General features: G+C 65.1%; 13 protein-coding genes and 1 pseudogene. 12 read left to right on the forward strand and 2 right to left on the reverse strand.

Translation table 11 applies throughout. The annotated features are described in order from the left end of the window. Positions 1-47: 47 nt before the first annotated feature. The gene (locus LCH97_RS01025) at positions 48-950 is read right to left on the reverse strand and encodes a LysR family transcriptional regulator (protein WP_227302971.1); all 903 of its coding nucleotides are present in this window, start codon (positions 948-950) and stop codon (positions 48-50) included. A gap of 92 nt (positions 951-1,042) precedes the next feature. Here LCH97_RS01025 and LCH97_RS01030 point away from each other — a divergent pair, with 92 nt between their 5' ends. Beyond that, a complete protein-coding gene (locus LCH97_RS01030; protein ID WP_227302972.1) occupies positions 1,043-1,972 on the forward strand; it encodes an NADP-dependent oxidoreductase in 930 nt (309 codons plus the stop codon). 172 nt (positions 1,973-2,144) lie between these two features. Here LCH97_RS01030 and LCH97_RS01035 read toward each other — a convergent pair whose 3' ends face one another. Continuing rightward, the gene (locus tag LCH97_RS01035; RefSeq protein WP_227302973.1) at positions 2,145-2,405 is read right to left on the reverse strand and encodes a hypothetical protein; all 261 of its coding nucleotides are present in this window, start codon (positions 2,403-2,405) and stop codon (positions 2,145-2,147) included. Between the two features lie 333 nt (positions 2,406-2,738). Here LCH97_RS01035 and urtA point away from each other — a divergent pair. From urtA to LCH97_RS01090, 11 genes and pseudogenes are all read left to right on the forward strand, one after another. Next, positions 2,739-3,929, forward strand: a pseudogene (urtA, locus tag LCH97_RS01040) (urea ABC transporter substrate-binding protein); the annotation flags it as partial. 105 nt (positions 3,930-4,034) lie between these two features. Then, positions 4,035-5,618, forward strand: a complete 1,584-nt coding sequence (gene urtB, locus LCH97_RS01045) for an urea ABC transporter permease subunit UrtB (RefSeq protein ID WP_227302975.1) — start codon at positions 4,035-4,037, stop codon at positions 5,616-5,618. Positions 5,619-5,626: 8 nt separating this feature from the next. Further along, positions 5,627-6,724 carry an urea ABC transporter permease subunit UrtC gene (gene urtC, locus LCH97_RS01050; protein WP_144372011.1) on the forward strand — a complete coding sequence of 366 codons (1,098 nt, stop codon included), beginning with the start codon at positions 5,627-5,629 and terminating at the stop codon, positions 6,722-6,724. Further along, positions 6,724-7,557, forward strand: a complete 834-nt coding sequence (gene urtD, locus LCH97_RS01055; protein WP_227302976.1) for an urea ABC transporter ATP-binding protein UrtD — start codon at positions 6,724-6,726, stop codon at positions 7,555-7,557. Before urtC ends, urtD begins: the two co-directional genes overlap by 1 nt. Before the next feature lie 3 nt (positions 7,558-7,560). Beyond that, positions 7,561-8,259, forward strand: coding sequence for an urea ABC transporter ATP-binding subunit UrtE (gene urtE / locus LCH97_RS01060; RefSeq protein ID WP_144372009.1), 699 nt, complete (start codon positions 7,561-7,563; stop codon positions 8,257-8,259). A gap of 79 nt (positions 8,260-8,338) precedes the next feature. Next, the gene (locus LCH97_RS01065; RefSeq protein WP_227302977.1) at positions 8,339-9,193 is read left to right on the forward strand and encodes an urease accessory protein UreD; all 855 of its coding nucleotides are present in this window, start codon (positions 8,339-8,341) and stop codon (positions 9,191-9,193) included. An 18-nt stretch (positions 9,194-9,211) separates the two neighbouring features. Continuing rightward, positions 9,212-9,514 (forward strand): urease subunit gamma, encoded by a 303-nt coding sequence (locus tag LCH97_RS01070; protein WP_147685786.1) that lies wholly within the window; start codon positions 9,212-9,214, stop codon positions 9,512-9,514. 8 nt (positions 9,515-9,522) lie between these two features. Continuing rightward, complete coding sequence (locus tag LCH97_RS01075; RefSeq protein WP_227302978.1) at positions 9,523-9,828, forward strand: urease subunit beta; 306 nt, start codon at positions 9,523-9,525, stop codon at positions 9,826-9,828. Continuing rightward, entirely contained in the window at positions 9,825-11,525 is a 1,701-nt protein-coding gene (ureC, locus tag LCH97_RS01080) for an urease subunit alpha (protein ID WP_304956723.1), read from the forward strand. The genes LCH97_RS01075 and ureC overlap by 4 nt, the downstream gene beginning before the upstream one ends. 9 nt (positions 11,526-11,534) lie before the next feature. Continuing rightward, complete coding sequence (gene ureE, locus LCH97_RS01085) at positions 11,535-12,032, forward strand: urease accessory protein UreE (protein WP_227302979.1); 498 nt, start codon at positions 11,535-11,537, stop codon at positions 12,030-12,032. Next, positions 12,029-12,706, forward strand: coding sequence for an urease accessory protein UreF (locus LCH97_RS01090; RefSeq protein ID WP_227302980.1), 678 nt, complete (start codon positions 12,029-12,031; stop codon positions 12,704-12,706). The genes ureE and LCH97_RS01090 overlap by 4 nt, the downstream gene beginning before the upstream one ends. Positions 12,707-12,710 lie beyond the last annotated feature (4 nt).

A 12,710-nucleotide genomic window follows, 5' to 3' on the forward strand; every position in this document is an offset into this window, starting at 1 on the left:
AAACCGGGCGCAGCAGGGCGATCCCTGCCTGCATGGTTTGACAAAGCCTAGTCCAGCGCCAGGCGGCTGGCCAGAAAATCGCGCAGCGCCACGGCCAGGGGGGTAGGCGTGTCGTTGGCCGCCAGGGCGACCAGGGTGAGCGACGGGCATTCCCAGTAGGGTAGTACGGCAACCAGCCGGCCACTACGTACCGCTTCCTGCGTCAGCTGTTTGGGCAGCATGGCGATACCCACGCCTTGCTCCGCCAGTGTACGCATCAGGCCCAGATCATTCAGGCCAACTCGCCCGCCAAGCAAGGGCTGTTGTGGCTTGCCCGCCTGGCGCAGTGTCCATTGCCCCTGCCCGCGCTGGTGCAGACAGTCGTGTGTGGCCAGCTCGGCGGGTGCCAGGGGGGCCATATGCCTTGCCAGATAGGCCGGCGCGGCAAACAGGCCCTGTGTGAGGGTGGCGAGTGCCCACACCTGCCGGCCGGCGGGGCGGCTGCTGCCCTGGCGGATGGTCAGGTCTGGCTGGCAATCGCCTTGCTCGTCTACTGTGCTGTTCAAGTCCAGATCCAGCGTGATATCCGGGTGCAGCCGAGTGAATTCCGCCAGCAGCGGGCCTACCCATAGCACGGCGATATCAGGCGCTATCCGTACGTGCAGTTTCCCCGCCGCCATGGCTTGCTGGCTTTGCAGTAGCGACTCTGCCTGTCTTGCCTCGTCCACCAGTACCGCGCAGCGCTCGAAAAAAGGCCGCGCGCATTCGCTTAGCGCCACGCGGCGCGTGGTGCGCTCCAGCAAGCGCACGCCCAGGCGTTTTTCCATGGCGGCAATACGGCGCGACAGGGTCGCACCGGGCATGTCCAGCAGCTGTGCGGCACGGTGAAAGCTGCCTGTGCGCACCACCTCGACAAACAGAACCATATCGTCCAGAGAGGGAGTGTGGTGAAACTGTCTCTTTTCTTTCATATATGGATAATTTATCTAACTTTGTTCTTTAAATGCAAGAATCGCTTTCACGCACACTGGCCGCAAAACAGCGGATGACTTCCGGAGGAAATATGAAAGCGATCCGAATCTTTGCCTACGGTGGCCCCGAAGTCCTGCAACTGACCGATGTACCCATACCGGACTGCGGCCCTGGCGACCTGCTGGTGCGCGTCGTGGCTGCCGGTATCAACCCGCTGGACTGGAAGCTGCGAGCCGGTGCCATGGCGGGCACGCTGGACAAACCCCTGCCATTTACCCCGGGGCTGGATGCCGCAGGCGTGGTAGTGGCCCTGGGTGGCCGGGTACAAGGCTTTTCGCTGGAGGACCGCGTATGTTTTTACGCTAATACCGTGCAAGACGGTACCTATGCCGAATACGTTGTGGTGCCCGCGACACAGGCGGCATGTATTCCGCCCGGGCTATCGTTTGTCGATGCGGCAGCACTGCCCACACCGGGGCAGGCAGCCTGGACTGCGCTGGTAGACATGGCGCGCCTCCAGCCTGGCAACAGCGTGCTGATACATGGTGCTGCGGGGGCGGTAGGCGGGGTAGCGGTACAGCTGGCCAAGCAGCTTGGTGCCTATGTCGTGGCGATGGCGAGTGCCAACCGTACTGCACGCGTAAAAGCATTAGGCGCTGATGAGGTACTGGATTATCGCGATGGCCGCGCCGCCTTGCCATTGCGAGGCATGGATGTGGTGCTGGATACCATTGGTGGCGAAGTACAGGACGCTTCATGGTGCACCCTGCAGGCCGGGGGGCTGTTACTGGCCACCAGCATGGCGCCCTCGCAGGAGCGTGCGCAGCAGGCAGGCGTGCGTGCCGGGTTGGTCATGACCCAGCCACGTGGCAATGTGTTGGCCACTTTGCTGGCATGCCAGCTACGTGTTGAGGTCGCTCGTACCTTGCCCATGGCTGATGCGGCCGAGGCGCATCGCCTGGGGGAATGGGGGCTGGCGGGGGGCAAGATGGTGCTGCTGATGCCACCGCGGGTGTTGTGAAGCAAGCTGGTCCATTGCCCCACGATGAGGCTGCCACCGGGCTGCCAGGCAGCCATATGCCTATTTGCCGGCCTGTCCGGCTAGCCAAGCAAAAGCCCCCTTAACAACAGGGGGCTTTTGCTTGGCCAATTATGCCTTGGGGAGGCGTGGCCGGTTCGCGGCACATGGCGGCTCAGTAGCGTAGCCGGCGCCATAGTGCCAGCGCCAGCAGGGACGGTACGGTAAAAACCAGCAGAAAGGTGGGTAGCTCCTCCATCAGGCTATGGCCGGCATCTTGTACCCCGGCCCACATATCGTCGGAGGTGATCAGTAGCCAGAGCGGCACAAAATACAAGGCTGCCTGCGTCTGGCTGGTGATGCCGGTAAAACGGGCTAGTAGTTGGCCGCACAGTAGCAAAACCATCCCGCCTGCTATCACCAAAATGGTATGCATGATGTCTCCTTTATTCATGTATGCAACCGTATTGCTGTTGGATAGTACGGTGTTGGATAGTTTCTTTAAAAACAGATATTTATAGATTTTATGGCGAGGTGGTGTCATGCGCGTGTGCATGACGGCACGGTGGTGATGGGTTTATGTTGCATTGCAGCGTGTACGCTATTTGACGTATTCCTGCGTAGCGGGTAGTACCGTAATCTGGCCCTGCACTGCAACAAAACCAACTGTCCATCAGGGAGCTTTGCCATGACCACTCGCCGTCTCGTTCTGAAGTCTTCTGTTCTCACGCTATCGCTGCTGGCCGCTGGTTTCAGCGCGCAGGCTCATGCCGCCGACACCATCAAGGTGGGGGTGCTGCACTCGCTGTCCGGCACCATGGCCATTTCGGAAACCTCGCTCAAGGACATGGCGCTGTTCGCCATCGACGAAATCAACGCCAAGGGCGGCGTGCTGGGCAAGAAGCTGGAGCCGGTGGTGGTAGACCCGGCGTCCAACTGGCCGCTGTTTGCCGAAAAGGCGCGCCAGCTGCTGACCCGCGACAAGGTAGCCGTCACCTTCGGCTGTTGGACCTCGGTATCGCGCAAGTCGGTACTGCCGGTATACGAAGAGCTAAACGGCCTGCTGTTCTACCCGGTGCAGTACGAGGGTGAAGAGCTGTCGCCCAATGTGTTCTACACCGGCGCCGCGCCGAACCAGCAAGCCATCCCGGCGGTGGAATACCTGATGAGCAAGGAAGGCGGGGCCGCCAAGCGCTACTTCCTGCTGGGTACCGACTACGTGTACCCGCGCACCACCAACAAGATCCTGCGTGCCTTCCTCAAATCCAAAGGCGTGAAAGATAGCGACATCCAGGAGGTGTACACCCCGTTCGGCCACAGCGATTACCAGACCATTGTCGGCAACATCAAGAAGTTTGCCGCCGGTGGCAAGACCGCCGTTATCTCCACCATCAACGGCGACTCCAACGTGCCGTTCTACAAGGAACTGGGCAACCAGGGCCTGAAAGCCACCGACGTGCCGGTGGTGGCGTTCTCGGTGGGTGAAGAAGAGCTCAAGGGTATCGACACCAAGCCGCTGCTGGGCCACCTGGCCGCCTGGAACTACTTCATGAGCGTGAAGAACCCGGTGAACAGCAAGTGGATCGCCGCCTACAAGGCCTGGGCTGCCAAGAAGGGCATGAGCGGCGCCGACAAGCTGGTGACCAACGACCCGATGGAAGCCACCTACGTGGGCATCAATATGTGGGCCGAGGCGGTGAAGAAAGCCGGCACCACCGACGTAGCCGCCGTCAGCAAGGCCATGGCCGGCATCAGCTTCAAGGCGCCGTCCGGCTACACGCTGAAGATGGACGAGAAAAACCACCACCTGCACAAGCCGGTGATGATCGGCGAAGTACAGCCCAACGGCCAGTTCTCGGTGGTATGGAAAACCAAAGGCCCGATCCGCGCCCAGCCGTGGAGCCCGTTCATCCCCGGCAACGACAAAAAGCCGGACACCCCGGTGAAAACCAAGTCCTGATCGCCGTAGCTGCTGGCTGGCCACTGCCACTGGCCGGTTGCCAGCCAGGCTGCGGTATTTCCCGGGCTGCCCAGTGCAGCCCGTTTTTTTGCAAGGACCCCCACCATGAACAAGCTCAAGTACCTGATGGCCATACTGGCATGCAGCCTGCTGTGGGCACCGGCTTTTGCCGCCAGCCCCGCCGCCGAGCTGGCGGCTGCCGACCCGGCAGGCCGCGCCGAGTTGATCGCCAGCTGGGCCGCCAACCCCACCGCTGCGCACTCCGCAGCGGTGGCGGCGCTGGAAGAAGGCCGCCTGCTGGCCGACCCGGACGCTACCCGTTTCTTTGTGCAGCAAGGTGAATTGTGGCTGGACGCCGACAGCGGCCAGCCGGTAGACAGCGTGCCCGATGGCACCGACAGCGTGCCGCTGAATAACAGCGTGCGCAGCGCGCTGCAAACCTTCCACGCCGCCAGCGGGCTGAACGCGCTGGATAGCGGCGGACGGCTGAACGCCGTCAAGGCCATCCAGGACGCGGCCAACCCTGCGCTGTTGCCACTGCTGCAAAAGCGGCTGCAGATCGAAACCGACGACAGCGTGCGCGACGCGCTGCGTCTGGCTGCTGCCACGCTGCAACTGGGCGGGCCGTCCACCGCCGACAAGTTGGCCGCCATTGCCGTGCTGGGTGAAGCCAGCGACCCCGGCCTGCTGACGCTGCTGCAGCCGCTGGCGGACAACCCGCAAGAAAACGCCGACGTGCGCCGCGCTGCCGGCGACGCCATCGCCAGCATCAAGGCCACGCAGTTTGGCTACAACCTCATCGGCCACCTGTTCAGCGGTATCAGCCTGGGCTCCATCCTGCTGTTGGCCGCGCTGGGGCTGGCCATTACCTACGGCCTGCTGGGCGTCATCAATATGGCGCACGGCGAGATGCTGATGCTGGGCGCCTATACCACCTGGCTGATGCAGAACCTGTTCCGCAGCCAGTGGCCGGCGGCGTTCGATTACTACCTGCTGGCGGCATTGCCGGCGGCCTTCGTCGTCACCGCTGCGGTAGGCATGCTGCTGGAGCGGCTGGTGATCCGCCACCTGTACGGCCGCCCGCTGGAAACGCTGCTCGCCACCTGGGGTATCAGCCTGATGCTGATGCAGGCGGTACGCGTGGCGTTTGGCGCGCAAAACGTGGAGGTGGCCAACCCGGCGTGGCTGTCCGGCGGCATTGCGCTGTCCACCACGCTGACACTGCCGTACAACCGGCTGGCCATCATCGCTTTTGTGGCCAGCGTGCTGGTGCTGACCTGGCTGCTGCTGAACCGTACCCGGCTGGGCCTGTTCGTGCGCGCTGTTACCCAGAACCGCCGCATGGCCGACAGCGTGGGCGTGCCCACCGGCCGCGTGGACATGCTGGCCTTTGGCCTGGGTTCCGGCATTGCCGGGCTGGGCGGCGTGGCGCTGAGCCAGATCGGCAACGTGGGGCCGGACCTAGGCCAGGGCTACATCATCGACAGCTTCATGGTGGTGGTGCTGGGCGGGGTAGGGCAGCTGGCCGGTACCGTGGCCGGTGCGCTGGGCCTGGGCATGCTGGCCAAGGTGATCGAGCCGTCGCTGGGTGCCGTGCTGGCCAAGATCCTGATCCTGGTGTTCATCATCCTGTTTATCCAGAAGCGTCCGCAGGGCTTGTTTGCCCTGAAGGGCCGCGTGCTTGACTGAGGCCTGCCATGTCACAACCTTACTCTCTCAAGTTGGCCGCAGCGGCCGGGCCGCGTGCCACCACACTGGGCCTGGGCCTGCTGCTGGGCTTGCTGCTGCTGTTGCCGCTGGGGCACTGGGCGCTGCCGGAAGGCCATGCACTGCACGTGTCGGCGTACACGCTCACCCTCACCGGCAAGATCCTGTGCTACGCCATCGTGGCGCTGGCCATGGACCTAGTGTGGGGCTACACTGGCCTGCTCAGCCTGGGTCACGGCCTGTTCTTTGCGCTGGGCGGTTACGGCATGGGCATGTACCTGATGCGCCAGATCGGCCGTGACGGCAATTACCAGAGCGACCTGCCCGATTTCATGGTGTTCCTGGACTGGAAAGAACTGCCGTGGTTCTGGCAGGGCAGCGAGCACTTTGCCTGGGCGCTGCTGGTGATCGTGCTGGTGCCGGGCCTGCTGGCGCTGGTGTTCGGCTGGCTGGCGTTCCGCTCGCGCATCAAGGGCGTGTACTTCTCCATCATGACCCAAGCGCTGACCTTTGCCGCCATGTTGCTGTTCTTCCGCAACGAAACCGGCTTTGGCGGCAACAACGGCTTTACCGACTTCAAGCGCATCCTCGGTTTCGGCATTGCCGAGCCAGCTACTCGCGCCGTGCTGTTTGCTGCCACCGTGCTGCTGCTGGCGCTGGCCTTGTGGGGCGCGTTCTGGCTGGTGCACAGCAAGTTCGGCCGCATCCTCACCGCCATCCGCGATGCCGAAAGCCGGCTGATGTTCTGCGGCTACAACCCGCTGTACTACAAGCTGGCGATCTGGGTGCTGTCGGCAGTGTTGTGCGCGCTGGCCGGTGCCTTGTACGTGCCGCAGGTGGGCATCATCAACCCCAGCGAAATGTCGCCGGGCAACTCCATCGAAATCGCCATCTGGGTGGCGCTGGGCGGGCGCGGCACGCTGGTCGGCCCGGTGCTGGGTGCTGCCATCGTCAACGGCGCCAAGAGCTGGTTCACGGTGGCGTTTCCCGAGTACTGGCTGTTCTTCCTGGGCTTTCTGTTTATCGCTGCCACGCTGCTGTTGCCCAACGGCGTGCTGGGCCTGCTGCGCAAGAAAGGGGACCGCTAATGTCGGCCGCATCTACTACCCAAAGCCAGCGTGAAAACTGGGAAGGCGAGGCCCGTGGCCTGGCGCACCCGGTAGACGGCAAGCTGGACACCCGCCACGGCGCCATCCTGTACCTGGACGACGTGACCGTCAGCTTTGACGGCTTCCGTGCGCTGAACAAACTGACGCTGGACATCGGCGTGGGCGAGCTGCGCTGCATCATCGGCCCCAATGGCGCCGGCAAGACCACCATGATGGACGTCATCACCGGCAAGACCCGCCCCGATAGCGGCAGCGTGTTTTTTGGCCAGACCATCGACCTCACGCGCCATACCGAGCCGGAAATCGCCCAGCTGGGCATCGGCCGCAAGTTCCAGAAACCCACCGTGTTCGAGGCGATGAGCGTGCACGACAACCTGGCGCTGGCGCTGGCCGGCAATAAATCGGTATGGGCCAGCCTGCGCTCGCGGCTCACCGGTACACAGCGCGACCGCATTGGCGAGCTGCTGGCCACCATCCGCCTCACCGACCAGCACCAGCGCCAGGCTGGCCTGCTGTCGCACGGCCAGAAGCAGTGGCTGGAAATCGGCATGCTGCTGGCGCAGGAGCCGCAACTCTTGCTGCTGGACGAGCCGGTGGCCGGCATGACCGACGCCGAGACCGAAAAAACCGCCGAGCTGCTGCTGACGCTGAAAGGCCAGCACTCGCTGATGGTGGTGGAGCACGACATGGACTTTGTCGGCAGCATCGCGCAGAAGGTAACGGTATTGGCCGAAGGCAGCGTGCTGGCTGAGGGCAGCCTGGCGCAGGTGCAGGCCGACGAGCGGGTAATCGAAGTGTATCTGGGGCGCTGAATCATGCTGAAAGTGGACAAACTCAACCAGTTTTACGGCGGCAGCCACATCCTGCGCGACGTGGCGTTCGAGGCGCCGGTTGGCGAGGTCACCTGCATCCTGGGCCGCAACGGCGTGGGCAAGAGCACGCTGCTGCGCTGCCTGATGGGGCAGATCGCCGCCAAGAGCGGCGCGGTAGCGTGGCAGGGCGAGGACATCCAGCGCCTGGCGCCGCACCAGCGCGTGGCGCGCGGCATGGCCTACGTGCCGCAGGGGCGCGAGATCTTTGCCCGGCTCACGGTGGAAGAAAACCTGAAGATGGGGCTGGCGCGCTTTGGCGGCCGCCAGGGGCGCGAGATTCCGGCCAGCGTGTACGAGATGTTTCCGGTGCTGCACGACATGAAGCACCGCCGCGGCGGCGACTTGTCCGGCGGCCAGCAGCAACAGCTGGCCATCGGTCGTGCGCTGGTCAGCCAGCCCAGCCTGCTGATTCTGGACGAGCCGACCGAGGGCATCCAGCCGTCCATCATCAAGGACATCGGCGCCGTGATCAAAAGGTTGGCCGCACGCGGCGACATGGCCATCTTGCTGGTAGAGCAGTACTACGACTTTGCCGAGGCGCTGGCCGACCGCTACGTGGTGATGTCGCGCGGCGAGGTGATCAAGGCCGGGCAGGGCAAGGCCATGCCGCAGGACGGCGTGCGCGAGTTGCTGGCGATCTAGTGCCTCACCCGCCCCGTGTCATGCACTGGCACGGGGCTTGCAATACCGTTATCGATTCGACTTTCCCCCAACCTGCCCGATGAAACCCGACGCTGTTGCCGCGCTGCTTCCCCCGTCCCTGCTGCAAGGCTGGCCTGCCAGCCTGCAGCTGGCTTACGCCCGCGACGGCGCCCGCACCATTCCGGTGCTGCGCCGCCATAGCGGCCCGCTACGGGTGCAGAAGCACTTTATCGGTGCCGACGGCAGCTGTGAACACATCATCGTGCACCCGCCGGGTGGCGTGGCCGGCGGCGATAGCCTGACGCTGGACATCGCGCTGCAGGCCGGCTGCGAGGTACTGCTCACCAGCCCCGGTGCCGCCAAGTGGTACGACGGCTTTGGCCGACAGGCGCGGCAGCACATCAGCATCCGCCAGGCTAGCGGCAGCGTACTGGCGTGGCTGCCGCAGGAAACCATCCTGTTCGATGGTGCCGACGTGCGTTTTGCCAGCTGCGCCCAACTGGCCGGCGATGCCCGCCTGCTGTGGGGCGACGTAGTGTGCCTGGGTCGCCCTGCGGCCAACCTTTTGTACCACTGCGGCTGCTGGCGCCAGCAGGCCGACATCTACCGCGACGGTCGCTTGATCTACAGCGAGCGCACCGTGCTGCCGGCCGACAGCCACCTGCTGCACTCGCCGGTGGGCCTGGCGGGCCATAGCGTAGTGGCCACGCTGTTGTGGGCCGGGCCGGCGCTGCCGGCCGAATTGCACGACGCGGTACTGGCGCTGCCGCTGGCCGGCCAGGCCGCCGCCAGCCAGCTGGACGACGTGTGGCTGGCGCGCTTTGTCGGCGACGGTGCCGAGGCGGCGCTGGCCTGGCTGCGCGCCGCGCGCCACCTGATCCACCCCTTTACCCACGGCCGCCCGGCGCACGCACCGCGCATCTGGGCTACCTGATACCGAGGCAATACAACCATGGAACTGACCCCCCGCGAGAAGGACAAGCTGCTGATCTTTACCGCCGCCTTGCTGGCCGAACGCCGCCGCGCGCGCGGCCTGAAGCTGAACTACCCCGAGGCGGTAGCCTTTATCAGCGCCGCCATCATGGAAGGGGCGCGCGACGGCCAGAGCGTAGCCGCGCTGATGCACTACGGCACCACGCTGCTAACCCGCCACGACGTGATGGACGGCATACCGGAGATGATTCCGGATATCCAGGTAGAAGCTACCTTTCCCGACGGCACCAAGCTGGTGACCGTGCATCAACCCATTGTTTAGGAGCCGCCATGATTCCAGGGGAAACACTCGCCGCTGCCGGCGAGATCGAGCTCAACGTTGGCCGCGCCACGCTGACGCTAACCGTGGCCAATAGCGGCGACCGCCCGGTGCAGGTGGGCTCGCACTACCACTTTGCCGAGGTCAACAACGCGCTGCTGTTCGACCGCGACGCGGCGCGCGGCTTCCGGCTGAACATCGCGGCCGGCACCGCCGTGCGTTTCGAGCCGGGCCAGACGCGCACCGTGGAACTGGTGGCGCTGGCGGGTTTGCGCCGTGTGTACGGCTTTCAGGGCAAGGTAATGGGGGCATTATGAAAATCAGCAGACAGGCATACGCCGAGATGTTCGGCCCCACCACCGGCGACCGCGTGCGGCTGGCCGACACCGGCTTGCTGGCCGAGGTGGAGCACGATTACACCGTGTACGGTGAAGAGGTGAAATTCGGCGGTGGCAAGGTCATCCGTGACGGCATGGGCCAGAGCCAGGCACTGGCGGCCGAGGTGGCCGACACGGTGCTGACCAACGCGCTGATCCTGGACCACTGGGGCATCGTGAAGGCCGATATTGCGCTGAAAAACGGCCGCATCGCCGCCATCGGCAAGGCCGGCAACCCGGACATTCAGCCTGGCGTGGACATCGTGATCGGCGCCTCCACCGAGATCATCGCCGCCGAGGGCATGATCGTCACTGCTGGCGGCATCGACACCCACATCCACTTCATCTGCCCGCAGCAGATCGACGAAGCGCTGATGTCCGGCGTCACCACCATGATTGGCGGCGGCACCGGCCCGGCCACCGGCACCAATGCCACCACCTGCACGCCGGGGCCGTGGCATATGGCGCAGATGCTGAAAGCGGCCGAGGCGTTTCCGATGAACCTAGGCTTTACCGGCAAGGGCAACGCCAGCCTGCCGGAGCCGCTGCGCGAACAGGTACGCGCCGGCGCCATCGGCCTGAAGCTGCACGAAGACTGGGGCACCACGCCGGCCGCCATCGACAACTGCCTGAGCGTGGCCGACGAGATGGACGTGCAGGTGGCCATCCATACCGACACGCTGAACGAAGGCGGCTTTATCGAGGCCACGCTGGCGGCGTTCAAGGGCCGCACCATCCACACCTACCATACCGAAGGCGCCGGCGGCGGCCACGCGCCGGACATCATCAAGGCCTGCGGCCAACGTAACGTACTGCCCAGCTCCACCAACCCGACGCGGCCGTTTACCGTCAACACCATCGACGAGCACCTGGACATGCTGATGGTGTGCCATCACCTGGACCCGGCCATCGCCGAAGACGTGGCCTTTGCCGAAAGCCGCATCCGCCGCGAAACCATCGCCGCCGAAGACATCCTGCACGACCTGGGTGCCTTCGCCATGATGTCGTCCGACAGCCAGGCCATGGGCCGCGTCGGCGAAACCATCCTGCGCTGCTGGCAAACCGCCGACAAGATGAAGCAGCAGCGCGGCCCGCTGCCGGGCGACGGCCCCAGCAACGACAACGCCCGCATCAAACGCTACCTGGCCAAGTACACCATCAACCCGGCCATCACCCACGGCATTGCCCACGAGGTAGGCAGCGTGGAGGTGGGCAAGCTGGCCGACCTGGTGATCTGGCGGCCGGCGTTCTTTGGCGTGAAGCCCAGCCTGATCCTGAAGGGCGGCATCATCGCCGCCGCCGCGATGGGCGACGCCAACGCCAGCATCCCCACGCCGCAGCCGGTGCACTACCGGCCGATGTTCGGTGCCTACGGCGGCGCCATTGCCGCCGGCAGCGTCACCTTTGTGTCGCAGGCGGCGCTGGCCGCCGGCGTGGGCGAGGCGCTGGGGCTGAAAAAGCGGCTGGTGGCGGTGCAGGGCTGCCGCAGCGTGCAGAAAACCGACCTCATCCACAACGACTACCTGCCGGTGATCGAGGTGGACCCGCAAAACTACCAGGTCCGTGCCGACGGCGAATTGCTGTGGTGCGAGCCGGCCAGTGTGCTGCCTATGGCGCAGCGTTACTTTCTGTTCTAGGAGCCCAGCATGCTGGTATTGCGACAACACGCCAGCGGCGGCACGCCTGCCGACCAGCTGGTGCTGGATTTTGACCGACGCTGCAAGACGCGGCTGCTTACCCGCAGCGCCGCCGGCGAAGAGGTAGGCGTGATGCTGCCGCCGGGCAGCCCGCCGCTGCGCGATGGCGACTTGCTGCAGGCCGACGACGGCCGCTGCGTGCGCGTGGTAGCCGCCGCCGAGCCGCTGCTGCACGTGGCCTGCCACGACGCGGTAACGCTGGCGCGCGCGGCCTACCACCTGGGTAACCGCCACGTGAAAGTGGAAGTCGGCGCCGGCTGGCTGCGCCTGCTGCAGGACGACGTGCTGGCCGACATGCTGCAGCAGATGGGCCTGCAGGTGGAAAGGTTGGCCGCAGGCTTTTCGCCGGAGCACGGCGCCTACGGTGGCGGCCATCACCATTCGCACGGCCAGGAAGCGGCGTTCCACTACGCGCCGAAAATCCACCAGTTCGAGGGCCAGCCATGAGCAGCACCGCCACCCGCCTGCAGCTGCTGCGCCTGGCCAGCCCCGGCTTGCCCATTGGCGGCTACAGCTACTCGCAGGGCATGGAAACCGCGCTCGACCTGAGCCTGGTACACGACGAAACCACGGCGCGCCACTGGCTGGCCGACCTGCTGGCCGGCCCGCTGTCACAATTTGATGGCGCCATGTTGGCCGCCTGCTGCCGCGCGGCGGCAATCGGCGACATGGCCGCGTTGCAACGCCTTAACGCGCAGCTGCTGGCCAGCCGCGATAGCCGCGAGCAAGTACTGGAAAGCACGCAGATGGGCTACTCGCTACGCCAGCTGCTGCTGGGCCTGCCCGAAGGCGGCGACGCTGCCCTGTGGCCGGCCGGCGAGGCGCTGAGCCTGCCGGTGGCGTGGGCCTTGGCCGCCCGCTGCCTGCAATTGCCGGGCGAGCAGGCGCTGGAAGCCTGGCTGTGGGGCTGGCTGGAGAACCAGATCATGGTGCTGATGAAGGCCATGCCGATGGGGCAGAGCGCCGGCCAGCGCCTGATCTCCAGCCTGCTGCCGGAGCTCGCCGCCGCCGCCGCCCGTGCCTGGCAGCTGCCGGAAGACGACATCAGCAATTTCGCCCCCCTGTACGCCTGGGTGGCACAGAAACACGAAACCCAATACAGCCGGTTGTTCCGGTCTTGATCAA

The organism is Vogesella sp. XCS3 (assembly GCF_020616155.1).
Classification (GTDB): Bacteria; Pseudomonadota; Gammaproteobacteria; order Burkholderiales; family Chromobacteriaceae; genus Vogesella.

Coding starts and splice junctions, on each gene's coding strand:
- urtD (WP_227302976.1), top strand. CDS start 6,724: ATGTCGGCCGCATCTACTACCCAAAGCCAGCGTGAAAACTGGGAAGGC.
- LCH97_RS01090 (WP_227302980.1), top strand. CDS start 12,029: ATGAGCAGCACCGCCACCCGCCTGCAGCTGCTGCGCCTGGCCAGCCCC.
- LCH97_RS01030 (WP_227302972.1), top strand. CDS start 1,043: ATGAAAGCGATCCGAATCTTTGCCTACGGTGGCCCCGAAGTCCTGCAA.
- urtC (WP_144372011.1), top strand. CDS start 5,627: ATGTCACAACCTTACTCTCTCAAGTTGGCCGCAGCGGCCGGGCCGCGT.
- ureE (WP_227302979.1), top strand. CDS start 11,535: ATGCTGGTATTGCGACAACACGCCAGCGGCGGCACGCCTGCCGACCAG.
- LCH97_RS01075 (WP_227302978.1), top strand. CDS start 9,523: ATGATTCCAGGGGAAACACTCGCCGCTGCCGGCGAGATCGAGCTCAAC.
- LCH97_RS01025 (WP_227302971.1), bottom strand. CDS start 950: ATGAAAGAAAAGAGACAGTTTCACCACACTCCCTCTCTGGACGATATG.
- urtB (WP_227302975.1), top strand. CDS start 4,035: ATGAACAAGCTCAAGTACCTGATGGCCATACTGGCATGCAGCCTGCTG.
- urtE (WP_144372009.1), top strand. CDS start 7,561: ATGCTGAAAGTGGACAAACTCAACCAGTTTTACGGCGGCAGCCACATC.
- LCH97_RS01065 (WP_227302977.1), top strand. CDS start 8,339: ATGAAACCCGACGCTGTTGCCGCGCTGCTTCCCCCGTCCCTGCTGCAA.
- ureC (WP_304956723.1), top strand. CDS start 9,825: ATGAAAATCAGCAGACAGGCATACGCCGAGATGTTCGGCCCCACCACC.
- LCH97_RS01035 (WP_227302973.1), bottom strand. CDS start 2,405: ATGCATACCATTTTGGTGATAGCAGGCGGGATGGTTTTGCTACTGTGC.
- LCH97_RS01070 (WP_147685786.1), top strand. CDS start 9,212: ATGGAACTGACCCCCCGCGAGAAGGACAAGCTGCTGATCTTTACCGCC.